A 24186-nucleotide genomic window follows, 5' to 3' on the forward strand; every position below is an offset into this window, starting at 1 on the left:
CACCGATCAGAACATCAGCACGAGACAAAACCGGACAACGCGCAGCCCAGGGTGGAAAAAATACGATAAATGACCCCCATCGACGCGACGGCGTGACTACACAGAGTAGGTCTCGCTCCGCTAACTGCGCCTTGACGCTCCTCGAAGGGGTGTTTTGTAATACGAGTCACTTCCCGACCCGATCCGATCCACTCGACCTCGGCCCCATGGGAGTACTCGATGTCCACATACCCGCACAGGTTCCGGACCTGGCGCGTTGTTGGTTGTTGTTTGATTTCCGGCGCCTTGCTGGCGTCCTGCTCCTCCGGAAAAGACACCGCGGCGCCCCAGCAGCAGGCGCCCGCCAACGGCAAGATCACCCTGTACTACCTGCAGAAACAGGGTGACCAGCAGTACTTCGTCGAGCAGGCGCAGGGGGCACAGGAGAAGGCGAAGGAGCTCGGCGTCGAGCTCAAGGTGGTCAACCTCGGCCAGGACGCCAACAAGGCGATCACCGAGCTGGACGCCGCGGTCGCCCAGGGCGCCAACGGCATCGCCATCGTCGTCCCGGACCAGGCGATCGGCCCGCAGGTGATCGACAAGGCCAGGAGCGCGGGCATCCCGCTGATCGCCTCGGACGACGTCATCAAGGACGGCACCGGTGCGAAGGCCCCGTTCGTCGGCTTCAACGGCAGCCAGATGGGCGACTCGGTCGGCACCGAGGCCGGGAAGCTGTTCAAGGCCGCGGGCTGGGCCGCCGCCGACACGAAGATCATCAGCGCCTACAAGCAGGACCTGACCGTCTGCACCGACCGCGTCAACGCCGCGAAGGCCGCGTTCGCCAAGGCCGCGGGCGCCGACGTCCAGGTCATCGACGTCGGCACCGACAACTCCCCCGTCGACGCGCAGAACCGCTCCGGCGCGGTGATCGGCTCGAACCCGGGCGTCAAGCACTGGGTCGTCTGGGGCTGCAACGACGAGAACGAGACCGGTGTCGTGACCGCGCTGGCCAACTCCGGCGTGACGCCGGACAACATCATCGGCGTCGGGCTCGGCGCGTACCTCGACTGCAAGGACTGGGCCGCCGGCAAGGACACCGGCAACAAGGCCGCGCTCTACATCTCCGGCGCCGAGGTCGGCCGCTCGGCGATCCAGGTGCTGGTCGACAAGGTCAAGAACGGCAAGGAACTGCCCGCCGAGACGATCGCCAAGACCACGATCGTCAACAAGGACAACTACAAGCAGGCCGGCGTCAACTGCACCTGACCGCCTTCCCGCGCCCGGCACTCGGCAGTGCCGGGCGCGGCCCGTCCGCCGAAGGGCCGCGAATGTCCGCCTCTCCTCCCGCGCTCGCCGTCGAGGGCATCGGCAAGCGCTTCTCCGGTGTCACCGCCCTCGACGACGTCTCCCTGGAGTTCCGCGCCGGCGAAGTCCTGGCCCTGATGGGCGAAAACGGCGCCGGCAAGTCGACGCTGCTGCGCGTGCTGTCCGGCGACCAGGGCCCGGACGACGGCCGGCTGCTCCTGGACGGCACCGAGGTCGCCTTCGACACCCCGCGCGCGGCGATGGCCGCCGGGGTGCGCGTGATCTACCAGGAACCCGAGATCATCCCGCACGTTTCGGTGGCGGAGAACGTCTTCGTCGGCGAACTCCCCGCGAAGGTCCGCGTGTTCAGCCGCCGCACGCTCACCCAGGCGACGCACGACGCGCTCGCCGAGTACGGCTTCGAAGGCGTCCTGAACCCGGCGGCGCTCGGTGTCGCCCTCTCCCCCGCGCAGCGCCAGCTCGTCGAGATCCTGCGCGTGCTCACCGCGGCCACGCCGCCGCGGGTGATCGCGTTCGACGAGCCGACGTCGTCGCTGTCGGAGCACGAGGTCGAGGCGTTGTTCCGGCTGATCGGGCGGCTGCGCGACAGCGGGGTCGCGGTCGTCTACGTCTCGCACCGGATGAAAGAGATCTTCCGGCTCGCCGACCGCGTCGCGGTGCTGCGCGACGGCAAGCTCGTCGGCGTCCAGCAGGCCGCGGAGACCGACGAAGCCGGCCTGGTCCGGATGATGATCGGCCGCGACCTCTCGGCCCTGGAACGCCGGACCACCCAGGACACCGGCGACGTCGTGCTGAAGCTGGCCGACGTCACGACCGACGACGTCACCGGCATCTCGCTGCAGGTCCGCGCGGGCGAGGTCGTCTGCCTGGCCGGCCTGGTCGGCGCCGGGCGCTCCGAGCTGGCCCGCGCGATCGTCGGCGACCTGCCGATCCGGTCCGGGACCGTGGAACTCGCCGGGAAACGGCTGCGCGCGCACAACCCGGGTGACGCCGTCAAGGCAGGCATCGGCTTCGCGCCCGAAGAGCGCAAGACGGACGCGTTGCTCATGCAGCGGTCCGTACGCGACAACGTCTCCATCGCCGTCCTGGACCGCCTTCGCCGCTTCAGGATCGTGAAGCGGGCGAAGGAACGCGCGCTCGTCGAGGAGTACGTACGCGAGCTTCGCGTGCGGACGCCGTCGATGGAGCAGGAGGTCCGCAAGCTCTCCGGCGGCAACCAGCAGAAAGCCGTCCTCGCGCGCTGGCTCGCGCGGCGGCCGAAGCTGCTGATCCTCGACGAGCCGACGCGCGGCGTCGACGTCGGCGCGAAGGCCGAGATCTACCGGATCATCGACGGCCTCGCCGCGGAGGGCATCGCGCTGCTGGTCATCTCCTCCGACCTGCCCGAGGTGCTGACGCTGGCCGACCGCATCCTCGTCATGCGCGCCGGGCGGCTCGCGGGCGAGATCGGCCGCGAGGAGGCGACCGAGGAAGCCGTGCTGACCCTCGCCATCCCCGAAACCGAACCAGCCGTGGACGACGCCCAGGAGATCGGCGCATGAGTACTCCCACCAAGGAAACGTCGGCCCCTGCTGCCCCGGCGAAGCCGAGCACCGCGCACCGGGTGCTGACCGGCATCGGCGTGCAGAACTCCAGCCTGATCATCACGCTGATCGCGCTGGTGATCCTGCTGAGCGTGCTGAACGAGAACTTCTTCCGCACCAACAACCTGCTGCTGATCGGCAGCGCGATCACCATCATGGGCCTGCTCGCCCTCGTCCAGACCCTGGTGATCGTCCTGGGCGCGCTGGACATCTCGGTCGGCTCGATGGCCGGGCTCGCGTCGGTCGTCTCGGCGATGGTGTTCACCTCCACCGGCAACTCCGAGGCCGGCATCCTCGCCGCGGTCGGCGTCGGCATCCTGTGCGGCCTGGTCAACGGCATGATCATCATCTTCGGCCGGGTCAACCCGGTGGTCGCGACGCTGGCCATGCTGGCCACCTACAAGGGCATCGCCCAGGTGATCTCGGACGGCAAGGCGCAGGGCTACACCGGCGGCGACGACCTGTTCATCTTCCTGGCCAAGGGGTCCGTGCTCGGGCTGCCGTCGCTGGTGTGGGTGTTCCTGATCGTCGCGGCGCTGCTGCACTTCCTGCTCAAGTACACCGACATCGGCCGCAACGTCTACGCTATCGGCGGCAACGACACCGCCGCGCGGCTGGCCGGCATCAACATCAACCGGTACATCATCGGCGTCTACGCACTGGTCGGCGTGGTCGCGGCGATCGCGGGCGTGCTGATCACCGCGCGCACCGGCTCCGGCCAGCCGACGTCCGGTTCGGAAGGCCTGGAGCTGCAGGCGGTCACCGGCGCCGCGCTCGGCGGCACGATGCTCAAGGGCGGCCGCGGGTCGATCATTTCGACGGTGCTCGCGGTGATCATCCTCGGCGTGCTCGACAACGGCATGTCGGGGCTGGGCATCAACCCGTTCTGGCAGAACGTCGCCCACGGCGCCCTGCTGGTGATCGCGGTCGTGCTGCAGCAGCTGCGCAGCGGGGAACGGCGCGTCGGCCTGCCCGAGTGAACCTCCACGCCCGCATCGTGGACGAGCTGGGCAGGCTCATCGTCGAAGGCGTCCTCGGGGACGGGCAGCCGCTCGTCCCCGAGGAGCTCGGCCGCCGGTTCTCCGCGTCCCGCACGGTGGTCCGCGAGGCGTTGCGCGTGCTGGAGTCCAAGGGCATGGTGACCGCGCGGCCGCGGGTGGGGACCTGGACACTCCCGCCCGAGGCGTGGGACGCGATCGACCCGGACGTCATCGCCTGGCGCGTCGCCGGCCCGGACGGCCACGAACACCTGCGCGAGCTGGTCGAACTGCGGCTGGCCATCGAACCGCAGGCGGCGCGGCTGGCCGCGCGGCACCGGCGTCCCGGCGAACTGGCGGCGATGGCGGCGGCCTACGCGCTGATGGCCGACGCCGCCGACGCGGAGGCCTTCCGCGCCGCCGACGCGCAGTTCCACGCGGCACTGGTCCGCGCGTCGGGCAACGCGCTGATCGCGCAGCTGCAGGTGCCGGTGGTGGCGGCCCTGCGGGCGCGGGGCGAACCGGCGGACACGCTCGCCGCGCATTCCCGCGTGCTCACGCAGGTGCTGGCGAAGAACGCCGACGACGCCGAGTCGGCGGCCCGCCGGCTGCTGGAAACCGTTGCGGCGTACCGGTGATCGGAGGACACCACGGCTTACGGCGTGGGCGCGTTCCGCCCGGCGCTCGGCTCAGAAACGGGACCGGACATTCGCCAGATCGATGACCGACATTTCACTGCCCGATTCGAGCAGATAGGTGCCGTTCTCGTCGACGAACCCGCCCATGGCCGCGCTTTTGACCAGTGCTCCGTACACGTGGTACCAGTGCCAGGCCGTCTTGGCGTCGGTCGCCCTCTGGGCTGCGGTGAGCAGGGCCAGCGCCGCCGCCTCCTCGCAGGACGTCGGCGTCTGCGCGGTGGTCACCTCCAAGGGGGACAGCGTTTCCCCGCCGGCCGGGACGTACTTTTCCGCGGCAGCCTGAATACGGTTCACCATCATCTCTTTCACCTTGTTTTGTCCGGAAGAAAGCCGCTACGCGCAGCAAATCAACAATGTTCGGTGAAGGCGAGCTTAGTTGGCGCCGGCCGCACGCACACCCTCCGATGTGAGGATTTGCCGGCCACCGTTTCCGGCTTCAGCGCAGGCAGTCGCCGGGGTCGCCGCGGGTCAGGGCCGGGTCGGACTGGGGGAAGGTGCGGGCCACGCCCGGGCCGGAGGACCGGTGCTCGAAGCGGACCGTCACCCGGCCGTGGCCCGCGCCCTGGACCCAGCCCGTGCCGAACTCCGCGTGGACCACGTCGTCGCCCTGGCGCCACTCGGACGGCGCCGCGGGGGCCGGCGCCGGTGCGGCAGACTCCACCACCGGCACCGAAGCCGGCGCCGCCAGGCTGAACAGCGCGTCCTGGTGCGGCACCGAAAGCCCGCTGTAGGCCACCCCCGCCAGGCGGATGCCGCCGAACTCCGCCGGGTCGATCAGCAGGCGCTCCGCCGTCGCCGACAGCTCGGCCAGGTCGTCCGTGGGCGCCGAGATCGTCTCCGAGCGGGTCACCGTGTGCATGTCCGTGTGCCGCAGCTTGACCACCACCGTGCGGGCCACCCGGCCGGCCTTGCGCAGCCGCTGGTGCGCGCCCACCGCGATCCGGCGGACCTCCGCGCGCAACGTGGCCAGGTCCTTGATGTCGGTGTCGAACGTCGTCTCGGCGCTGACCTGCTTGGTCTCGGCGCGGCCGGCCACCGGGCGGTCGTCGGCGCCGGTCGCCAGGCGACGCAGGTCGCGGCCGACGACGCCGCCGAGCGTGGCCACCGCGTCCGGTTCGGACAGTGCCGCCAGCTGCCCGAGCGTCTGGACGCCGATGAACCGCAGCTTCCCCTCGGCGACCGGGCCGATGCCCCACAGCGCGCGCACCGGCAGCGGCGCGAGGAACTCCCGTTCGGTGCCCTGCGGCACCACCAGCAGCCCGTCCGGCTTGGCTTCGTCGGAGGCGATCTTCGCGATCTGCTTGCCGTTGCCCGCCCCGATCGACGCCACCAGGCCGGTTTCCGCGCGGATCCGCGCCCGCAAGGCGGCACAGAACGAAGTCACCTCTTCAAGCGACGCACCCGCGAGCGAGGGCGGTTCGGCGAAGGCCTCGTCGAGCGAGATCTTCTCCAGCACCGGCGCGACCTCGGTGACGACCGCGAAGACCTCCTGGCTGAGGCGCTCGTAGACGCGGAACCGCGGCGGCACGATGACGCCGTTCGCCGGCAGCAGCCGCCGGGCCTGGGCCATCGGCATCGCCGAGCGGATGCCGAACGCCCGCGACTCGTAGCTCGCCCCGGCGACGACACCCCGCGGCCCGGTCCCGCCGACGAGCACCGGGCGCCCGGCCAGCGTCGGGCGGGTGAGCTGCTCGGCCGACGCGTAGAAGGCGTCCAGGTCGAGGTGGATGACCCAGCGGGCCACGTCAGTCCCCGCCGGTGGCGTCCAGCAGCTGGTGCAGCGCCTTGGTGTAGCTCTCGAACGCGGCCCGGCCGGCCGTGGTGAGCCGGACGAGGGTGACCGGCGTGCGGTGCTCGTAGGCCTTGGTGATCTCGACGTACTCGGCGTCTTCGAGCTTGCGCAGGTGCGTCGAGAGGTTGCCGGCCGTCATGTCCAGCAGTTGCTGCAGCCGCGGGAAGGTGATCTGATCGCCGGCCCGCAGCCCGGCGAGGGCGACCGTGACCCGCAGCCGCGCCTGGGCGTGGATGACCGGGTCGAGCTGGGGCAGTTCGCTCATCAGCAGCCGGTCTTCTCGCGGGCGAAGTAGACGATCGCGGCGAGCAGGAACCCGCCGCCGCCGCAGAGGGCCAGCACCAGGAAGTTGGCCGGGAACCCGACCACCACGCTGAGCCCCGCGGAGACGATCATCCACGCGCCGAGCCCGTACATCAGCTTGTCCTGCCACACCGTGCCACCGGCGAGGTACAGCACGCCGGTCAGCAGCAGCCAGGTCCCGGACCACAGCAGCGACACCTGGTCGGAAGCGAGCGAGCCGAACTGCGTGATCCGGATGTCGATGACCATCAACCCGGCGGAGGCGATCGCCCAGCTGTAGCCGTACATCGCGCCGACGGTCCGCGACGGACCGCGGATCCCCCGCCCGGCCCGGGCGCTGACGTAACCGGTGTAGGCGATGGCGGCGGCGAACAGCACGGCGACGAGCACGCCGCCGACCCAGCCGGGGATCGCGACACCGGGCTGCACCGCCACGTAGGTGAAGCCCCACCCGACGATCCAGGCGAAGGCCCAGGCGGCGAGCATCCGCGCCGGGCCCCCACCCAGTTCCCGGCGGTTCTGCCGGGTCTGCCGGGCGATCAGGTTCAGCGACTCCTCGGCCGACATCGGCTCGTCTTCCACCTGGTTCGCCCTCCTCCCGTGCGGACCCCAAAATCCTGCACGGAAGTTAACACGCATTCACAGCCGCGCCGTGTCCAGCCGGAACCGGCGCATGACGACCAGGGCGGGCACGATCAGCCAGCCCGCGAGCACGAGCACCGCGAGGCCCACCCCGCCCGCGTGGGCCAGCGGTTCCAGGCCGACCCGCCCGAGCCAGTACGTCGGGAAGAAGTGCGCGAGCGTCGCCATCCAGTCCGGGAGGACGTAGAGCGGGATCCACAGGCCACCGAGCATGCCCAGCGGCATCATCAGCGCGCCGGTGACCGCGCCGACCGTGTCACCCTTGCCGAACAGCCCGATGGCCAGGCCCAGCACCGCGAACGGGAGCACGCCGAGCCACAGCGACACCAGCACCAGGCCCCACTGCGCGGCCGTCATGTGCACGCCCATCGCCAGGCCGGCGAGGAACACCACCACGAGGACCGGCAGTGCCACGGCCATCGCCGAGAGCACCTTGACGACCAGGTAGCCGGGGCCGCGCATCGGCGTGAGCCGCAGCTGCCGCTGCCAGCCGTCGGTGCGCTCCTGCGCCACCCGGGTGCCGGTGAACAGCGCGCCGCCGCTCGCGCCGTACGCGGCCAGGTTGATCATGGTCTGCACGTCGGAGGGCAGGCCGTTCGGCGTGACGAGCTTGCCGAAGATGGAACCGAACAGCACGAACATCGCCACCGGCATGCCGATGGTGAAGATGGTGAACTGCGGGCTGCGGACGATCCGCTTGATCTCCAGGCTCAGGTACGTCGTGTTCACGCGGCGGCCTCCTCGGCGGTCAGCGCCAGGAAGGCCTCTTCGAGGCCGAGCGCGGTGATTTCGATGTCGGACGCGGCCGGGTGGGCCGCGAGCAGGGCGCGGATCGCGGCGTCGGAGTCGGCGCAGGCCAGCTCGGCCCGGCCGCCGCGCAGCTGCACGCTCGTGACGCCGCGAAGCGTGGCCAGCCCGGCTTCGGTCGCGCCGGGCACGACGGCCTTGAGCACCCGGCCGGACACCGCGGCCCGGACCTCGGCGACCGGGCCGTCGGCGACGACGGCGCCGTGGCGCATCAGCACGACGCGGTCGGCGTAGTCCTCGGCTTCGGCGAGGTAGTGCGTGGCGAACAGCACGGTCCGGCCGCCGGCGGCGAACTCGCGGATGGCCGCCCAGAAGGCGCGCCTGCCGTCGACGTCCATCGCCGCGGTGGGCTCGTCGAGCACGAGCAGCTGCGGGTCGCCGGCCAGGGCGAGCGCGAACCGGACGCGCTGGCGTTCCCCGCCGGACAGCTTGCCGCAGCGGCGTTTCACGAGCTTTTCGAGCCCGGCCCTGGCGATCACCTCGCCGGCGGGCAGCGGCTTCTCGTGCGTCGAGACGATCAGGCCGACGATCTCGCCGACGGTGACGTCCGGCAGCAGCGCGCCGTTCTGCATCATCGCGCCGACGAGCCCCCGGTCGACGGCGGCACGCGCGGTGCCACCCGCGACGGTGACCTCCCCCGCGTCCGGCTTGGTCAGACCGAGCAGCATGTCGACGGTGGTCGACTTGCCCGCGCCGTTCGGCCCGAGCAGCGCGACGACCTCGCCGCGCGCGACCTCGACGGACACCCCGTCGACCGCCGTGACCTGCCCGAACCGTTTGGTGAGGCCGTGGAGCGCGAACGCCGGTCCCCCAGTCATGGCGTCCTCCTTCCTGGACTTTGTATCGCAAAGTTGCTGCGCACTTTGTAACACAAAGTCCCCGAAGATTCAAAGCCCCCGGCGCCGGAAAGCAAGAGCGCCCCAATGTGGCCTTGGTTGCGTTGAACGCACCGAAGGCCACATTGGGGCGCTTGGGGCGATCGGCCGGGTCAGCCGGTGAACCGCCCGGCGACCATGCCGTACGTCGCCGCGACGTCGGCCTTCGCGGCCGTCGGGGCCGGCGGCGTCGGCTGCGGCAGCGGCGCGCACTCGACGTCGGCCGTGCGGCCCGGCTTGCGGGCCGGGAGCGCCCCCGTCGCCAGGTAGTCGGCGATCTTGTTGTCGACGCACGCGTTGCCGCGCGGGGTGATCGCGTGGCTGGTGCCGCCCGGCTCCGCGATCAGCGAAGCACCCGGGAACCGGCTGCGGACCTCGAGGCTGCCTTCGTACGGCGTCGCCGCGTCGAGCGTCTCGTCGATCATCAGCACGCTCTGCACGCCCCGGCCGTCGATCTTGGTCGGCTTTCCGGCCTTGGCGGGCCAGTACAGGCAGGGCGCGTTGAACCACGCGTTCTGCCAGGTGAAGTACGGCGCCTTGGCGAAGGTCTGCCAGTTGTCGCGCTTCCACTGGTTCCAGCTCTGCGGCCACTGGACGTCGGTGCACTGCACGGCGAGGTAGACGGCGTAGCCGTTGTCGTCGCCGCGGCCGCCGAAGGTCTCGAACAGCGTCTTCCAGTTCTGCCAGTCACCCTTGTTGACGAACCGGGACAGCGCGTCGCCCAGCAACGTCCACCGCAGCTGGTAGTAGCTGGCCTGCTGGATGACGTCGAGGATCTCGTCCGGCCCGATCACGCCGCCGGCCGGGGCGAACTGGGCCTTGAGCAGCTGCTCGTTGACGACCCGCCGCACCGCGGCCTGGGTCTTGCCGAGGTGGTAGACGTCGTCGTGCTGGGCGAGCCAGCCGAACCAGATCAGGAGGTTCCGGTCGAAGGCGACGTCCTGGTCGAGGTTGTTGCCATACCAGACGCCGCGCGGGTCGACGGTCGAGTCGAGCACCATCCGGCGGACGTTCTGCGGGTACAGCGAGCCGTAGACCTGGCCGAGGTAGGTGCCGTAGGAGTAGCCGTAGAAGTTCAGCTGCCGCTGGCCGAGCGCCTTCCGGATGGAGTCCATGTCCTGGACCGTGTCGGTCGTCTTCATGTTCTCCAGCAGCGCGCGCGAGTTGTTCTTCGCGCAGGCTTCGGCGTACCCCTTGGACCGGTCGAGCCAGGTCTTCTCCAGCTGCGGGGTGAACGGCACGTACTGCGGCCGGTTGTAGTCCATGTAGTTCGGGTCGCAGCTCAGCGCGGGCTTGCTGGCGCCGACGCCACGCGGGTCGAAGCCGATCCAGTCGTAGGCGTCGCCGGCGTGGTTGGGCACGCGCGGGCCGCGGGTGGCCAGCAGCAGGCCGGACCCGCCGGGGCCACCGGGGTTCGTGAGCATGACGCCCTGGTATTGCGCGTCGGGCACCTTGTGCTTGACGCGGCTGAGCGCGAGCTGGACCTGCTCGCCGGCCGGCTTGCGGTAGTCGAGCGGCACCGCGAGGTACCCGCACTCGGCGCCGGCGGCGACCAGCGTGGGATCGGTGCACGGTCCCCAGGCGATCGACGCCTGCCCCGCGGGTGCGGCGCTCGCGGCGGGTGCCGCCACGAGCGCGGACGCCACCGCGGCGGCGGCCACCGTGGCGAAGAGGGCACGTTTCACTGATTTCTCCCTTTTACCTGCGTCTTCGGGCGAGAGAACCCTATTCCCGCAGGGGGTCCGGCGGGACGTCTGAGCGCGAACGCCCTACGAAAGGCGGAAATCGGGTGGCGCCGGCGTTCCGGGATCCCGTACGGTCGTCTCATGATCTACTTCATCCGGCTCCGCCTCGCCTGAGACGGCGTGACCGCCGGGCCGCCCGCCGACCGGGCCGGCCCCTTCATCTGCGCGCCGTCTGTTCTTTCTCGCTTGCCCTTGAAGGAGCACCATGCTGCGCAAACACATAGTCATGGTCGGCTGCACCGCGCCGAGCCACATCTACCCCTCGCTGGGCGTGATCGCCGAGCTGGTCCGCCGGGGCCACCGGGTGTCCTACGTCGTCGGCGAACCGCTGGCGTCCCTCGTCGCCCCCACGGGCGCCGAGGTGGTCACGCACCCGACGATCTTCCCGCTCGGCGAGGCGGCGGTGTGGCCGGACGACCCGGCCGACGCGATGCGCGTCTTCCTCGACGAAGCCATCGCGATCCACCCGTCGCTGCTCGACCGGTTCGACACCGACCGGCCCGACCTGGTGCTGTACGACATCGGCGGCCTGGGTGCCCCGCTGCTGGCTCTCCGGTACGGCGTGCCGGCGGTGCAGCTGTCGCCGACTCTGGTGGCGTGGGAGGGCTACGACGAGGACATGGCCGAGGTGATGGCGCCGATCAAGACGTCACCGTCCGGTGTGGACTACGCGACGACGTTGGCGAAGTGGCTTTCGTCCCACGGCGTTTCGGCCGATCCCTGGGAGTGGCTCGGGCGCCCGGAGCGGGTGCTTTCGCTGATCCCGCGGGCCATGCAGCCCCAGGCGGACCGGGTCGGACCGCACGTGCGGTTCGTCGGGCCGTGCCTGGATCCCGCGCGGCTGGCCGACCGTTCGTGGACGCCGCCGTCATCGGGACGCCCGGTGCTGCTGGTGTCGTTCGGGACGGCGTTCAACGACCAGCTTCCGGTGTACCAGGCCTGCGTCTCGGCGTTCGCCGACGACTGGCACGTGGTGATCTCGCTGGGGAAGCACGTCTCGCCGGACGCCCTCGGGCCGTTGCCTTCGTCGGTGGAGGTGTACGAGAGCGTCCCGCAGCTGGCGGTGCTGGAAGCGGCGTCGGCGTTCATCACGCACGCCGGGATGGGCGGGGCCACGGAAGCGCTGTGGTTCGGCGTCCCGATGGTGGCGATTCCGCAGGCGGCTGACCAGTTCGGCAACGCGGCCCAGCTGGAGTCGCTGGGCGTGGGCCGGCACCTGCCGGCGGAGTCGGTGACTGCCGAGTCGCTGCGCGAGGCGGTCGACGAGGTGTCCTCGTCGGCTTCGGTGGCCGCGCGGCTGGCGGAGCTGAAGGCGGAGATCCGCGGCCACGGCGGGGTTTCCCTCGCCGCGGACGCCGTGGAGTCCTTTGTAGAGTGACCAGCGCGGCGGCCGTCACCGGTTCGGTGGCGGCCGCCGTCGCTAGCCGTGGCGCCGCACGAACGCGTCGATCAGCTGCTGCCGCTCGGCCGTCGTCGCGCGTTCCAGCTCGACGGTGTCCCCGTCGATCGTCACCTTGATCTTGTGCTTGCCCGCCTGGCGGCCCAGCCAGTCGCGCAGCGTGTCGACGAGCCCCGGGAACACGCCGCCGGCCGCGCTGAACGCCACCATCAGCGAGCCGATCGTCACCGGGTCCGCGCCCTTCGCCCCCGGTGGGAGCTCGGCCGCGACCGGCAGCAGGTCGACGTCCAGCTCACCCAGCTCGGCGCGCAGCCGGCGGGCCAGCCGGTCGAGCTCCTCGGCGTCCGAGTCGCCGTCCGCCTCGAGCCGCACCAGGGCGCGCTGCGTGTCCGGTTCGGTCATGCGCGCCATGGTGCGCCCGGACCGACCGGCAGGCAAGACCCCGATCAGGCACGGATCTCGTTGAGGTAGTTGTAGATCGTGTACCGAGTGACGTCGAGGCGGCCGGCCAGGTGGTCGACCGCGTCCTTGATCAGGAAATAGCCGGCTTCGTCGAGCTCCCGCACCACCGCCGCCTTGTGGCGCTTCTTCATCAGGTCCACCGGGATCCCGGCCTTCGCCACCGCCCGGTCGACCAGGAACCGCTGCAGGCTGTCGACGTCCGGCGGGAAAGTCTCCGGCTCGCCGTTGCCGCTCGGGGACGCGGCCGTGTCGACGCTGTTGACGCACAGGCAGCCCACCGCCACGCCGTCGGCGTCGCGGAGGAACAGCGTCGACGAGCGGATCGGCCGGCCGTCCGGGCCGTGCGTACGGTAGTTCGTCAGGTCCTGCGTGGTGCCGCGCCGGACCAGGCCGAGCAGCAGGTCCGTCATCGGGCCGCCGACACTGCGGCCGGTCAGGTCGCCCGCGATCGCGATGATCGAGTCCGGCAGCCTGCTCAGGTCGTGCAGCAGGACCTCGTTGCCCGGCCCGAGCATCGCCGCCAGCCCCGGAATGGCGGGAACCAGTGCGGTGAGCACGTCGTGCGTCGTCGCGCCCGCGGCCGGGACGACCATCGGCTCGCGCGGCCGTGTCAAGGTCTCCAGCGCTTCCCGGAGCAGGTCCGCGGCCGCCGCCGGCGTCGAGGCGTGTGGCGAGAGCCGGACGTGCTCGGGACGCACGGTCGCCGCGATCCCGGCGTTGGCCAGGGCCGCCCCGACCTGCTCCGCCGGGTGGCCGGGCAGGGTGAACGCCAGGATTCCCGCGCGGCGGCCGACCGCCGAGACGACCTCGGCGCCGCAGGACGCCAGCACCTCTTCGAAAGCCGCCAGCCGCTCGGCGATCCGGGCCGCGATGGCGCCGACGCCGGCGTCCTCGACCAGCTCGAGGGCCTCGGCGAACGCACCGGAGGTGATCGGGCTGAGGTTGGAGATCGACCAGGCCTGCGCGGTGCCGTCCGGCGGGTGGATCTCGTCGTCGAACAGGCCCGGGTCGCGCGCGCCGGTCCAGCCCGACAGGACCGGGTCCATCCGGTCCAGCGCGCGGTCGGACAGCACCGCGAAGCCGGTGCCCCAGCCCGCGCGCAGCCACTTCTGCCCGCCGACGACCAGCACGTCGGCGACCTCCCACGGCTCCTCGACGACGCCGAAGCCCTGGATGCCGTCGACGACCAGCAGCCGGTCGCCGACGACGTCGCGCAGCGCGGCGAGGTCGGCGCGGTAGCCGGTGCGGAAGTCGACGGCGCTGACGCTCACCGTGGTGATCTCCGGCGTCAACGCCTCGGCCACCCGCTCGGGAGTGACGTAACCGCCGGTCAGGCGGCGGGCTTTCAGCCGTCCGGCCTGTTCGGCGCGGGCCCACGGGTAGGTGTTGGCGGGGAACTCGGCCGCCGACACGAGCACCTCGCCCGAGCTGTGGAACGCGGCCTGGAACAGGCCGAGGCTGGTGTGCGGGAGCAGCACCGCGTGGTCGGTGTCCGAGCCGGACAGCCGCGCAGCGGCGGCCTTGGCCCGGATCTCCTGCCGCATCAGCTCGTCCACTGTGGACGGGCCGGCCGTGGTGGCCTGGTGCAGCAGGGCGGCCGTCGTGTCGAGCACCGCGTGGGACGGCGGGCCGAACCGGGCGAAGTCGAGGTAGCCGGCGGGCTCGTCGAACTGGAGCAGGTACCGGGGCGAAATCCGCGTCACGCGAGGATCCTCGCCAGGAACTGCCGGGTGCGGTCGTGCTTCGGCGCGCTCAGCACTTGCGACGGCGGCCCGGTCTCGACGACGGCGCCGTCGGCCAGGAACACCACCTCGTCGGCGGCCTCCGCGGCGAAGCTCATCTCGTGCGTCACGACGACCATCGTCATCCCCTCCCCCGCCAAGGTACTCATGACCGCCAGGACCTCGCCGACCAGCTCCGGGTCGAGCGCGGACGTCGGCTCGTCGAACAGCATCAGCTTCGGCTTCATGGCCAGTGACCGCGCGATGGCGACGCGCTGCTGCTGCCCGCCGGACAGCTGCGCCGGGTAGGCGTCGGCGCGGTGGGCCAGGCCCACTCGGCCCAGGAGTTCGAGGCCCTGCTTGCGGGCGTCGTCGGGCTTGACGCCGAGTACCCGGATCGGGCCCTCGACGACGTTCTCCAGCGCTGTCCGGTGCGCGAAGAGGTTGAACCGCTGGAAGACCATGCCGATGTCACGGCGTTGGCGCGCCACCTCGCGTTCGCGCAGCTCGTACAGCTTGCCGCCGCGCTGCCGGAAGCCGATGGGCTCGCCGTCGACCCAGATCTGCCCGGCGTCGATGGTCTCGAGGTGGTTGATGCAGCGCAGGAACGTGCTCTTCCCGGCGCCGGACGGCCCGAGCAGGCAGACGACCTGTCCCTTGTGGACTTCCAGGTCGATGCCGCCGAGGACTTCGGTGTGGCCGTAGGACTTCCGGACGCCGACGGCGCGCAGCAGCGGCTCAGACACGGGCACTCCTCACCAGCGGCACGCCGCGCAGGGCTTTCCCGGCGCGGGCGAGCGGGCCGCGGTCGGCTTGGCCGAACGCGCGTTCCAGGTAGTGCTGGCCGACGCCGGCGACGGTCACCACGACCATGTACCAGACGGCCGCGGCCAGCAGCGTCTCCATGACCAGCAGGTTGTTGGACGAGATGTTGTTGGCCGCGTGGATCAGCTCGGTCACGCCGATCACCGACGCCATCGACGTGCCCTTGAGCATGTTGATGAAGTCGTTGCCGGTCGGCGGGATGATCACGCGCATGGCCTGCGGCAGCACGACCCGACGCAGCGTCGCGGCCGGCGTCATGCCGATCGACTTGGCCGCTTCGGTCTGGCCGCTGTCGACGCTGTTCAGGCCCGCTCGGACGATCTCGGCCATGTACGCGCTTTCGTTGAGCGCGAGGCCGAGGAAGGCGGCGGTGAACGCGCTGATCAGCACGTTCGTCTGCTCGTGGACGAGGAACGGGATGTCGATCACCGGGAAGACGAGCACCAGGTTGTACCAGAGCAGGATCTGCAGCAGCACGGGCAGGCCGCGGAAGATCCAGATGTAGCCGGCGGCGAACCACCGCGCGACCGGGTTGGCGCTGCGCCGCAGCAGGGCGATGACGATGCCGAGCACGATCGCGACGGCCTGGGACAGCACGGCGAGGACGACGGTGTTGAGCAGGCCGGTCGCCATCACCTTGTAGAAGACGAAGTCCGGGACCTGGTTCCACTCGATCTGCGCGTTGCCGAGCGCGATGCCCAGCAGGACGAGCAGCGCGATGATGATCGCGGCGGCGACCCACCGGCCCCAGTGGCGGAGCCGGACGATGGGCAGCGGTTCAGGAGCCGCCATTGACGGTGGCCTCCTTGATCGCACCCTGCTCGACACCCCAGGCCTGCAGGATCTTGCCGTAGGTGCCGTCGGCGATGAGGGCCTGCAGCGCCTTCTGGACGGAGTCGCGCAGCGCCGTGTTGGCCTTGTTGACGCCGATGCCGTACGGGCCGCCGTCGATCGGCTCACCGGGGACGACCTCGAAGAACTTGCCGTCACCGGCGGTCCGCGAGATGTAGACGGCGCTGGGCAGGTCGTTGAGGATCGCCTGCACGCGGCCGGTGCGGAGCTGGTTCTGGTTCTGGTTGTCGCTGTCGGTCGCGGTGACGTTGACCGCGGGCTTTCCGGACTGCGTGCACTTGGTGCTCTGCTCGGTGGCGAACTTCTGGTGGCTGGTGCCCTGCACGACGGCGACGTTCTTGCCGCAGAGGGTGTCCGGACCGGTGATGCCGTCGGGGTTGCCCTTGCGGATCATGATCGTGATGCCCGAGGTGAAGTAGTCGACGAAGTCGATCTGCGCCTGGCGGGCCTTGGTGTCGTTCATCCCGGCCATGGTGAGGTCGATGCGGCCGGACTGGAGGCTGGTGATGAGGGAGCCGAAGGCCATGTCCTGGTGCGTGACGGCGACGCCGAGCTTGGCGGCGACGGCCTTGGCGAGGTCGACCTCGTAGCCGATCGGGGTCTTGCCGTCGGCGGCGTAGAAGTTGTTGGGCGCGGACTGCAGGTTCGAGGCCAGGCGCAGGCCGGCCTGCTTGACGTTGTCCGGCAGACCCGCGTTGAGCTGGGCGTCCTGCCGCACGCCCTGGACGATCGCGGCGGTGTCCGGAATGCCGGAGGCGGGCGCCCCGGCGGCCTGCGACGTCCCGCCGGCGCCGTCCGGACCGCCACCACAAGCCGTCACCAGCACGGCGACGCTCGCGAGCAACACCGCCTGGACGGCACGAGAACGGGACATAACGGACCTCCACTGTTCGGCTGGCCGGAACGCTACAACTCAGTGTTGAAGAGGTCAACTGGCTGTTGAAATTCGGATTCGGTGCTAGCTTCGCGACATGACCCTGCGGATCGGCATCCTGGGGGCGGCTCGCATCGCGCCCGCGGCCTTGGTCAAGCCTGCATCTGCCGTTTCGACGATCTCGGTCACCGCGATCGCGGCACGGTCGGCCGAGCGGGCGCAAGCGTTTGCGTCCAGGCATTCCGTTCCCCGGGTGCATCCGTCGTACGAGGCGTTGCTGGCCGACCCGGACATCGACGCGGTGTACAACCCGCTCCCGAACGGCCTGCACGGCCGCTGGACCCGCGCCGCGCTGGAGGCGGGCAAGCACGTGCTGTGCGAGAAGCCGTTCACGGCGAACGCGGCGGAGGCGCGGGAGATCGCCGCGCTGGCCGCCTCGTCGGATCGCGTGGTGATGGAGGCGTTCCACTACCGCTACCACCCGCTGGCGTTGCGGGTGGAGGAGATCGTGGCATCGGGCGAGCTGGGTGTTTTGGAGCGCGTGGAGACGGCGTTGTGTTTTCCGCTGCCGAAGTTCTCGGACATCCGCTACGACTACGGGCTGGCGGGCGGGGCGACGATGGACGCGGGGTGTTACGCGGTCCACATGGCCCGGGTGTTCGGCGGAGAGACGCCTTCGGTGGTGTCGGCGTCGGCTCGGTTGCGGTCACCACGGGTCGACCGCGCGATGACGGCGGAGCTTTCTTACCCGTCGGGCCACACGGGGCGGATCGAGTGCTCGATGTGGTCTTCGTCGGTGTTGCGGATCAGCGCGAAGGTGATCGGGTCCCGCGGGTCGGTATCGGTGGTGAACCCGGTGATGCCGCAGGCGTTCCACCGGTTCACGGTCCGCGTGGACGGCCACCGGCGGACGGAGAAGTTCCCTCGCCGGGCAACGTACGCGTACCAGCTGGACGCGTTCGCGGCGGCGGTGCTTCGCGGCGAACCGGTGAAGACCTCGGCGGCGGATGCGGTGGAGACCATGACGGTGATCGACGAGATCTACCGGGCGGCTGGGCTCCCACTGCGCGAGCCCAGCTGAGCCCGCACCTCCGCGAGCGCGAAGCCCAGCAGGTTGAGCTCGCGCCACGAGCGGGGCTTCTCGGTCCGCGGGTCGCCGGCCGCCAGGCCGATACCCCCACGATGGCGTAGCGGTGGGCCACCCGGGTCTCCTCGTCGAAGGCCCGCACCCGGCGGCCGAAGTCCTTGGCGTGCTTCGGGTGCACCGCGGTGAGCACCTGCGCGGCCACTTCCTCGTCGCCGAAGAGCTTCGCCTTGCGCCACATCATGTAGTGCTCGGGGGTGGCGAAAAGAACCTCGTCGACCTCGAACGGGAAGGCCACCGCCGCGGGGCGGCCGGTGGCCCCAGAAATACACGTACTTGAACCGCTGCCCTGCGTCGAGTGCGCGGGTCAGCTCCTCGACACTGCGCGGCTCACCGGTCATGCCGCCAGTCTCATCCACGGCCGAAATAACCGGCTGGTCTGGGGCTGGGGTGAACCTGAATACCGGAGTCAGGCTTGGCCGGCGAATCGCGGCGATCGGCGGGTGGCTTGTGAAGTGCTCGTGGGTGTAGGCCCGCAGCCGTGTGGCTGCGGGCCTGTCCCGTGGTCAGGCTGTGAATGGGAGTGGTTCGTGGAGGTTGTTGCGCCTGGGTTTGCGGCGTCGGTCGATGAATGTCGGTGGGAGGAATTCCGGTAGGCCGTCGGCGGCGATGCGGACTTCCCAGCCGGAGCGGTGCAGCAACCGGTGGTGGTGAGCGCACATCAGCACCAGGTTGGTGAGGTCGGTGGGGCCACCGTCTGCCCAGTGCCGGATGTGGTGACCTTGACAATGCCGGGGCGGACGATGACACCCGGGGAACGCACAACCCCGATCCCGGAGGAACAATGCCCGACGCAGTCCGGCGGAGATCAGTCTGCGGAGGCGGCCGAGGTTGAGGGGTTCGCTCTTGTCGCCCAGCACTGCGGGGATGATCATGGCGTCGCAGGCATGCACCCGCGCTTCAGCCGCGGTCATCGTGCCCGTGTCGCCAAGGGTCGCCTTCCCGACACCGGATTTCAGATCCTCTAACGACACCGCGACCATCACGTGGGCTCGTTCCCCGGCCTGCATCGGCAGGTCTGGGGAATTCAAGGCCAGGTCGACGGCGTCGGAGAACGCATCCCCGTAACGCTGCGGGGTGGTGCGGAAGTCGGGGCCGTCATCGCCGGTGCGACGCTCGGCCAAAGCATCCAACAACGCGTGGGCGCGGGTGCCGGTCTCATCATCGAACCGGCCACTCAGCTCCCACACCCCGGTTCTTTTGTGGCGCAGGAACAGCTCCCGGGTGGGAACCACGGGTTCGGTGTCGTCGGGTGCGGGCCCGTCGGGGACGAGGTGGGCGAGGATGCGGGCGCCGAGGGCGGCGACCTGCTTGTGCCCGGCCTCCTCAGCGAAGGCCAGCAGGTTGGTCTCGGCACTTGCGCAATGCTCGGGCGGGACCTGGGTCAGGACGTTGGTGATCACGTCGATCATCGGGTTGCTCAACCGTCCCGCCCGGGCAGCAGCGCCGGTGGCGGGAGCCAGGGCAGGAATGGGACTGCCGTCGAGGTTGCGGCCGGGATTGATCAGGCGGGCGCGTTTGATCAGCCGTTCCGTGGCCGGCTTCGGCATATCGGCCAGGTGCTCCAGCAGGCGGGCGGCGGAGCGGTAGCCGAACAGCTCCATCACCCCGCGCTGCTCGATTTCCACCAGCAGGGCCCCGAGTTCGGCCTCCGCAGACCGCATACGCGCGACCAACTCACCGAGGCAGTCGGCAAGAGCCACCGCCTCGGAAGAGAGAGCCGCGTCGTTGGTCATATCTCCAAGCTACCGGCGATCGAACACAGGGTCATCACTCGATACGGTGGGAACAAAAGGTAAAGCCGCAGTCCACACCCCAGAACACCGAAAACCACGGCAGGGCAACCGAAGCGTGGGGAATCGGCGCTACCGACCAACGACGCAACCCAACCCCGTGCAGCGCCCAATACCCCCCCCCCCGCCGAGCCGGGCCAGAAACCCCGCCCAAGACCTAAGCAGCCACGTAGTTACCGCTCAGAATCAGCAGAACCTGCACCGTGATCCCAGTCCCGTAGTAATCCGTAGCATCGGGCGTCCAAGACGAAACCGCCGCCCAAAGCCTGTCCAGCCAAGCCTGACTACCCGGGTCCACCATCGCCGCGACCGCGAACGGCGCAGTGAAGCAAGGGTGCTGACCGCTCTCGGTCCGAGACCCCGACAGCGAATACCCGCTCTGGATCTTCGCCGGATCACCCCCGGTCGACGACTTGATCCAGGTGTTCATCTTGCGAACCTGCGCAACCGCAGCGCTCCCGGAGAACGAGATCGCGTCCGCGCCCAGGCGCCACGGGTCGCGGCAGGCGTTCCAGCTGTACTTGCCGTCGTACGGACCCTCCAGGAAGTCCGCCGGCGCCGGCTTCGGTGTCGTGTTCGTGTTGACCACGAAGTCCGGCAACAACCCCGTGTTCGGCGCGTACGACGACTGCAGCTGGCTCACCGCCGTCTCCGAACGGGTGCGGACCGATGTCCAGAAGCTGTCGCCCGTCGCCGCCGCGAAGGCGCGCAGGTGGCCCGGCATCCAGTCCGACGAGCGGGAGCTGTTGCGGTACTCCGCGTCGTTGCCCCAGTCGCCCAGCAGCGTGAACTTCGTGGTTCCGTTGACCTCGCTCCGCTTGATCGCGTTGATGATCCGGACGGCCTCGGCCTTGTAGTTGACCGCGCCGCCGCTGCCCCACTTCTTGTCCGCGATCAGCAGGCCGTAGGCGATCTCCAGGTCGCCGTCGGTGGCGGAGTCGCTGCCGTTGACGCTCTTGCAGTTCGCGTCCTGCTCGGCCGCGTGCAGGTCCCTGTTGTTCACCGACGGGTGCGCCTTCACGAACTTCAGGATCCCGTCGACGATCGAGCGCGCCTGCGGGTCCTTCTCCGCCATCATCGCCGAGATCGTGATGCCGTACCCCTCGCCCTCGGCGACGAAGGCGTGGTCGGCGTCCTTGGACAGCACGGCGTAGGTCCCCGTGCCGCACTTGGTCGTCAGGAAGTTCTTCTTCCAGAAGTCGTAGTACTTCTGCAGTGCGGCGTCCTGCGTGGCCTGCGAGACGGACGGCCGCAGCGTTCCCGGCACGTAGGGCGTGCCGGCCGCGGACGCGGACGCGGGCACGCTCACCAGCCCCGCGGCGAGCGCGGCCGAAACCACCACCGCCCGGACGGCTCTCTTCATGACTCCTCCGTAAGACATCGTCGGCTGCGGCGAAGGTGATCGAAGCCTGACAGAAGGTTCAAGACCTGGTCAAGAGGGTTAGGAAACTTTCCTTACTATCACGCACAGTGGGTCCCGCGGCGGCCCGCCCACCCGGACGGACTAGCGTGGACGTCATGAAGATCGACCTCGACGGCCGCGGGCCCGGCTTCCGCGCCTTCTGGACCGAGCGCCACCTGGCCACGCTGACCACGGTCCGCCCGGACGGCACCCCGCACGTCGTCGCGGTCGGCGTCACCGTCGACTTCGACGCCGGCCTCGCGCGCGTCATCACCTTCGCCCCGTCGGTCAAGGCCCGGCTCGTGCGGGCCGCGGGCGCGGTCGGCATCCCCGTCGCGGTCTGCCAGCTCGACGGCCCGCGCTGGTCCACTTTGGAGGGACGCGCGGTGCTGCGCGAAGACCCCGAGTCGGTGCGCGACGCCGAAAACCGGTACGCCGAGCGCTACCGGCAGCCCAAGCCGAACCCGCAGCGGGTCGTCATCGAGATCACCGTCACCCGGGTGCTCGGCAACGCCTGATCCGCCACCACACGAAGCCACTTCCGCGAATCGCCGGTTCCGGACCGCCGAGCCGGCGTCCTACTTTGGTCGAAACGACCGAAGGTGGACACATGAACCGCATCGAAACGGCAGCGCAGCACCTGGCTCCCGGCACCGAACTCGAACCGCTCATGCCCGTCGAGCCGCTCAGTTGCGCGGTCGCCGTGTGGCGGGCCGTCACCCGGCTGGCCACCGCCGAGCGGGCCACCGCCGAGCGCGAGTTCGCGCGCGCCATCGCCCAGGGCTCGCCGGACCTCGGCCACATCGGGTTCTACCCGGCCGTGGACCTGGTCCGGCATTCGGCGCCGTCCGAAGGGGCCTCCCTCATGCAGCTGGTGAACGCCATCGAAGCCCAGCTCTAACCGCCGCTCGCCCGGGAGTGCACCAGCCGGGTGTACTCCGCGAGCAGCTCCGTCAGCTCGCCGTGCTGCCCCGCCGGCGCCAGCTGCTGGTGGCCCACCAGCATCGCCATGCCGAGCGACGTCAGCGTCCGGGCCAGCACGGGGTCGCCGACGACGCCTTCGACCGCCTTGCCGACCGTCCGCAGCCGGGCGTCGTCGACGCGCCGCTGCGCCGCGCGCACGGTTTCGTCGTTGCGCGCCCAGGCGCGGATGGCGGCCTCGGCCTCGTGCGGCAGTCCGAGGGTGAGGTCCACCAGCGCGGCGAAATCCGCGGGCGGGCTCAGCGGCTGCCGGCTCTCCCAGTGCGCCAGCAGCTGCGCCACGAACCCCGGCCAGCCCCCGAAGTGGTGGTAGAACGAACCGCTCGTGACACCCAGCTCACGGCACAGCACACCGACGTTCAAGCCCGCGAACCCGTGCTCCGCCAGTACCTTCAGCGCAGCGTCGAAGTACTCGCGGCGCGAGGCCATCAGACGTTCCGGTCCCGATCCCGCCAGTAGGGCTCGCGCAGCGAACGCTTGAGGATCTTGCCGGTGGCGTTGCGCGGCAACGCGTCCACGACGTCGATGCTGCGCGGGCACTTGTAGTGCGCCAGCCGCTCGCGGCAGAACTCCACGATCTTTTCGGCGTCGAGCCCCTCGCCGGCCACGACGGCCTTGACCTGCTCGCCCCACTTGTCGTCCGGCACGCCGATGACGGCCACCTCGGCGACGCCGGGGAACTCCGCCACCACGCGCTCGACCTCCGGCGAATAGACGTTCTCGCCGCCGGTGATGATCATGTCCTTGACGCGGTCCTCGAGGAACAGGAACCCGCCGTCGTCGAGGCGCCCGACGTCGCCGGTGCGGACCCAGCCGTCCACAATGGTCTCCGCGGTGGCCTCCGGCTTGCCCAGGTAGCCCGCCATCCGCTGCTCGGTGCGCACCCAGACCTCCCCGACCTCGGCGTCCTCCGCCGTGACCGGGTCGACGATCCGGATGTCCACTCCGGACAGTGCGGTGCCCGCCGACGCCAGCCGCTCCGGGCGGGTGGTGTCCCGGTGCGCCTCCGGGTCCAGCGCGGTCACCGCGCCGGACAGCTCGGTCATCCCGTAGACCTGGGCGAACTTGACGTCCGGCCAGGCGGCGAGCACCGTGCGCAGCAGCGGGAGCGGCATCGGCGAAGCGCCGTAGCAAAGGTACTTCAGCCGGGAGAACGCCTGGAGCGCGGCCTCGCCGGCCTGCGCGATCCCGGCCACGACCGCGGGCACCAGGAAGGCGTGCGTGATCCCGGCCCGCAGTGCCGCGAACAGCGAAGCCGCGTCCGGCTCGCGTGTCAGGTAGCTCGGTTCGCCGTAGAGGAACCCGGATACGGCGTAACAGCTGCCGCCGACGTGGAACAGCGGCATCGCGACCAGGTTGACGTCGCCCGGGCCGATCGGGAACGCCGTCCCGGCGGCCAGGCCGTGCGCGAGGACGCTGTGGTGGGTCAGCACCGCGCCCTTCGGGAACCCGGTGGTGCCACTCGTGTACATGACCAGGATGCCGTCGTCGGTGTCGACGCCGGCTCCGGCGTGCGGCGCGGCGGAGGTCAGGAAGGCCTCGTACTCGTCGGCGTCCCCGCCGACGACGATCACGCGTTCCACCGCGGGCAGCCGGTCGCGGATCGCGTCGAGCGCGGGCCGCAGTTCGGCCCCGACGAAGACCACCTTCGCGCCCGCGTCCTTGAGCACGTACGCGAGTTCGTCGCCGGAAAGCCGCCAGTTGACGACGGCGTTGGCGGCGCCGAGCCCGCCGGCCGCGAAGGTCGTTTCCAGGCAGGCAGGGTGGTTCTTGTCGAGGAACGCGACCCGGTCGCCCCGGGCGACGCCGGCGGCCGCGAGGGCTCCGGACAGCCGCCGGGCGCGCTCGTCGAACTCCGCCCAGGTCCACGTCCGGTCGCCGAAGATCAGCGCGGTGTCCGCCGGCCGTTCCCGTGCCCAGTGCGCCAGCAGCTCGCCGAACAACCGGACCCGGGGGCGAACGTCTTCGGGCATGGGAGTTCCCTTCGGGCCGGCACTGGACCATAG

General features: G+C 70.4%; 24 protein-coding genes and 1 pseudogene. 8 read left to right on the top strand and 17 right to left on the bottom strand.

Annotated elements, in window-relative coordinates:
- Nucleotides 1–270: 270 nt before the first annotated feature.
- The 4 genes from I4Q55_RS44390 to I4Q55_RS44405 all read left to right on the top strand — a co-directional run bounded on the left by I4Q55_RS44390 (nt 271) and on the right by I4Q55_RS44405 (nt 4503).
- On the top strand, nt 271–1245 hold the full coding sequence (locus I4Q55_RS44390; RefSeq protein ID WP_206796817.1) for a substrate-binding domain-containing protein: 975 nt from the start codon (nt 271–273) through the stop codon (nt 1243–1245).
- A 62-nt stretch (nt 1246–1307) separates the two neighbouring features.
- Nucleotides 1308–2846, top strand: coding sequence for a sugar ABC transporter ATP-binding protein (locus tag I4Q55_RS44395; protein WP_206796818.1), 1539 nt, complete (start codon nt 1308–1310; stop codon nt 2844–2846).
- On the top strand, nt 2843–3868 hold the full coding sequence (locus tag I4Q55_RS44400) for an ABC transporter permease (protein ID WP_206796819.1): 1026 nt from the start codon (nt 2843–2845) through the stop codon (nt 3866–3868). Before I4Q55_RS44395 ends, I4Q55_RS44400 begins: the two co-directional genes overlap by 4 nt.
- On the top strand, nt 3865–4503 hold the full coding sequence (locus I4Q55_RS44405) for a FadR/GntR family transcriptional regulator (RefSeq protein WP_206796820.1): 639 nt from the start codon (nt 3865–3867) through the stop codon (nt 4501–4503). Before I4Q55_RS44400 ends, I4Q55_RS44405 begins: the two co-directional genes overlap by 4 nt.
- 51 nt (nt 4504–4554) lie before the next feature.
- Here the strand turns inward: I4Q55_RS44405 and I4Q55_RS44410 are convergent, their stop codons facing one another.
- The 7 genes from I4Q55_RS44410 to I4Q55_RS44440 all read right to left on the bottom strand — a co-directional run bounded on the left by I4Q55_RS44410 (nt 4555) and on the right by I4Q55_RS44440 (nt 10643).
- Entirely contained in the window at nt 4555–4863 is a 309-nt protein-coding gene (locus tag I4Q55_RS44410; protein ID WP_206796821.1) for a hypothetical protein, read from the bottom strand.
- Nucleotides 4864–4999: 136 nt separating this feature from the next.
- The gene (locus I4Q55_RS44415) at nt 5000–6307 is read right to left on the bottom strand and encodes a DNA polymerase IV (RefSeq protein WP_206796822.1); all 1308 of its coding nucleotides are present in this window, start codon (nt 6305–6307) and stop codon (nt 5000–5002) included.
- A gap of 1 nt (nt 6308) precedes the next feature.
- Nucleotides 6309–6620, bottom strand: coding sequence for a transcriptional regulator (locus I4Q55_RS44420; protein WP_091306018.1), 312 nt, complete (start codon nt 6618–6620; stop codon nt 6309–6311).
- Nucleotides 6620–7240 (bottom strand): hypothetical protein, encoded by a 621-nt coding sequence (locus tag I4Q55_RS44425; RefSeq protein ID WP_206796823.1) that lies wholly within the window; start codon nt 7238–7240, stop codon nt 6620–6622. Before I4Q55_RS44425 ends, I4Q55_RS44420 begins: the two co-directional genes overlap by 1 nt.
- 57 nt (nt 7241–7297) lie before the next feature.
- Nucleotides 7298–8029 carry an ABC transporter permease gene (locus I4Q55_RS44430; RefSeq protein WP_206796824.1) on the bottom strand — a complete coding sequence of 244 codons (732 nt, stop codon included), beginning with the start codon at nt 8027–8029 and terminating at the stop codon, nt 7298–7300.
- Nucleotides 8026–8925 carry an ABC transporter ATP-binding protein gene (locus I4Q55_RS44435; RefSeq protein ID WP_206796825.1) on the bottom strand — a complete coding sequence of 300 codons (900 nt, stop codon included), beginning with the start codon at nt 8923–8925 and terminating at the stop codon, nt 8026–8028. The genes I4Q55_RS44430 and I4Q55_RS44435 overlap by 4 nt, the downstream gene beginning before the upstream one ends.
- A gap of 170 nt (nt 8926–9095) precedes the next feature.
- Nucleotides 9096–10643 carry an alpha/beta hydrolase gene (locus tag I4Q55_RS44440; protein ID WP_206796859.1) on the bottom strand — a complete coding sequence of 516 codons (1548 nt, stop codon included), beginning with the start codon at nt 10641–10643 and terminating at the stop codon, nt 9096–9098.
- Nucleotides 10644–10932: 289 nt separating this feature from the next.
- On the opposite strand from I4Q55_RS44440, the gene I4Q55_RS44445 reads away from it, so the two are divergent.
- Nucleotides 10933–12105, top strand: a complete 1173-nt coding sequence (locus I4Q55_RS44445; protein ID WP_206796826.1) for a macrolide family glycosyltransferase — start codon at nt 10933–10935, stop codon at nt 12103–12105.
- A gap of 42 nt (nt 12106–12147) precedes the next feature.
- Here the strand turns inward: I4Q55_RS44445 and I4Q55_RS44450 are convergent, their stop codons facing one another.
- Genes I4Q55_RS44450 through I4Q55_RS44470 form a run of 5 tightly spaced genes read right to left on the bottom strand, consistent with a single transcriptional unit; the run spans nt 12148 to nt 16860 of the window.
- Complete coding sequence (locus I4Q55_RS44450) at nt 12148–12528, bottom strand: hypothetical protein (RefSeq protein WP_206796827.1); 381 nt, start codon at nt 12526–12528, stop codon at nt 12148–12150.
- 44 nt (nt 12529–12572) lie between these two features.
- Nucleotides 12573–14291, bottom strand: coding sequence for an aminotransferase class V-fold PLP-dependent enzyme (locus tag I4Q55_RS44455; RefSeq protein WP_206796828.1), 1719 nt, complete (start codon nt 14289–14291; stop codon nt 12573–12575).
- Nucleotides 14288–15055, bottom strand: a complete 768-nt coding sequence (locus tag I4Q55_RS44460) for an amino acid ABC transporter ATP-binding protein (RefSeq protein WP_307793475.1) — start codon at nt 15053–15055, stop codon at nt 14288–14290. The genes I4Q55_RS44455 and I4Q55_RS44460 overlap by 4 nt, the downstream gene beginning before the upstream one ends.
- The gene (locus I4Q55_RS44465) at nt 15048–15926 is read right to left on the bottom strand and encodes an amino acid ABC transporter permease (RefSeq protein WP_206796829.1); all 879 of its coding nucleotides are present in this window, start codon (nt 15924–15926) and stop codon (nt 15048–15050) included. The genes I4Q55_RS44460 and I4Q55_RS44465 overlap by 8 nt, the downstream gene beginning before the upstream one ends.
- Complete coding sequence (locus I4Q55_RS44470) at nt 15913–16860, bottom strand: ABC transporter substrate-binding protein (RefSeq protein ID WP_206796831.1); 948 nt, start codon at nt 16858–16860, stop codon at nt 15913–15915. Before I4Q55_RS44470 ends, I4Q55_RS44465 begins: the two co-directional genes overlap by 14 nt.
- Before the next feature lie 97 nt (nt 16861–16957).
- Between I4Q55_RS44470 and I4Q55_RS44475 the strand changes: the two genes are divergently transcribed.
- Nucleotides 16958–17941 carry a Gfo/Idh/MocA family protein gene (locus tag I4Q55_RS44475; RefSeq protein ID WP_206796833.1) on the top strand — a complete coding sequence of 328 codons (984 nt, stop codon included), beginning with the start codon at nt 16958–16960 and terminating at the stop codon, nt 17939–17941.
- A gap of 157 nt (nt 17942–18098) precedes the next feature.
- Here the strand turns inward: I4Q55_RS44475 and I4Q55_RS50850 are convergent.
- The 3 genes and pseudogenes from I4Q55_RS50850 to I4Q55_RS44490 all read right to left on the bottom strand — a co-directional run.
- A pseudogene (locus I4Q55_RS50850) lies at nt 18099–18188 on the bottom strand (DUF1768 domain-containing protein); the annotation flags it as partial.
- 322 nt (nt 18189–18510) lie between these two features.
- A complete protein-coding gene (locus I4Q55_RS44485; protein WP_206796836.1) occupies nt 18511–19740 on the bottom strand; it encodes an HNH endonuclease signature motif containing protein in 1230 nt (409 codons plus the stop codon).
- Nucleotides 19741–19954: 214 nt separating this feature from the next.
- Nucleotides 19955–21160 (bottom strand): glycosyl hydrolase family 8, encoded by a 1206-nt coding sequence (locus I4Q55_RS44490; RefSeq protein WP_206796838.1) that lies wholly within the window; start codon nt 21158–21160, stop codon nt 19955–19957.
- A 155-nt stretch (nt 21161–21315) separates the two neighbouring features.
- Between I4Q55_RS44490 and I4Q55_RS44495 the strand changes: the two genes are divergently transcribed.
- Together I4Q55_RS44495 and I4Q55_RS44500 are read left to right on the top strand one after the other, a co-directional pair.
- A complete protein-coding gene (locus I4Q55_RS44495; RefSeq protein WP_206796840.1) occupies nt 21316–21717 on the top strand; it encodes a PPOX class F420-dependent oxidoreductase in 402 nt (133 codons plus the stop codon).
- Nucleotides 21718–21809: 92 nt separating this feature from the next.
- On the top strand, nt 21810–22100 hold the full coding sequence (locus I4Q55_RS44500) for a hypothetical protein (RefSeq protein ID WP_206796842.1): 291 nt from the start codon (nt 21810–21812) through the stop codon (nt 22098–22100).
- Here the strand turns inward: I4Q55_RS44500 and I4Q55_RS44505 are convergent.
- The gene (locus tag I4Q55_RS44505; protein ID WP_206796844.1) at nt 22097–22609 is read right to left on the bottom strand and encodes a TetR/AcrR family transcriptional regulator; all 513 of its coding nucleotides are present in this window, start codon (nt 22607–22609) and stop codon (nt 22097–22099) included. The two genes, I4Q55_RS44500 and I4Q55_RS44505, sit on opposite strands and share 4 nt — an antisense overlap.
- On the bottom strand, nt 22609–24153 hold the full coding sequence (locus I4Q55_RS44510; protein ID WP_206796846.1) for a long-chain fatty acid--CoA ligase: 1545 nt from the start codon (nt 24151–24153) through the stop codon (nt 22609–22611). Before I4Q55_RS44510 ends, I4Q55_RS44505 begins: the two co-directional genes overlap by 1 nt.
- Between the last annotated feature and the right edge of the window lie 33 nt (nt 24154–24186).

It is taken from the genome of Amycolatopsis sp. MtRt-6 (assembly GCF_017308975.1).
Taxonomy (GTDB): Bacteria; Actinomycetota; Actinomycetes; order Mycobacteriales; family Pseudonocardiaceae; genus Amycolatopsis.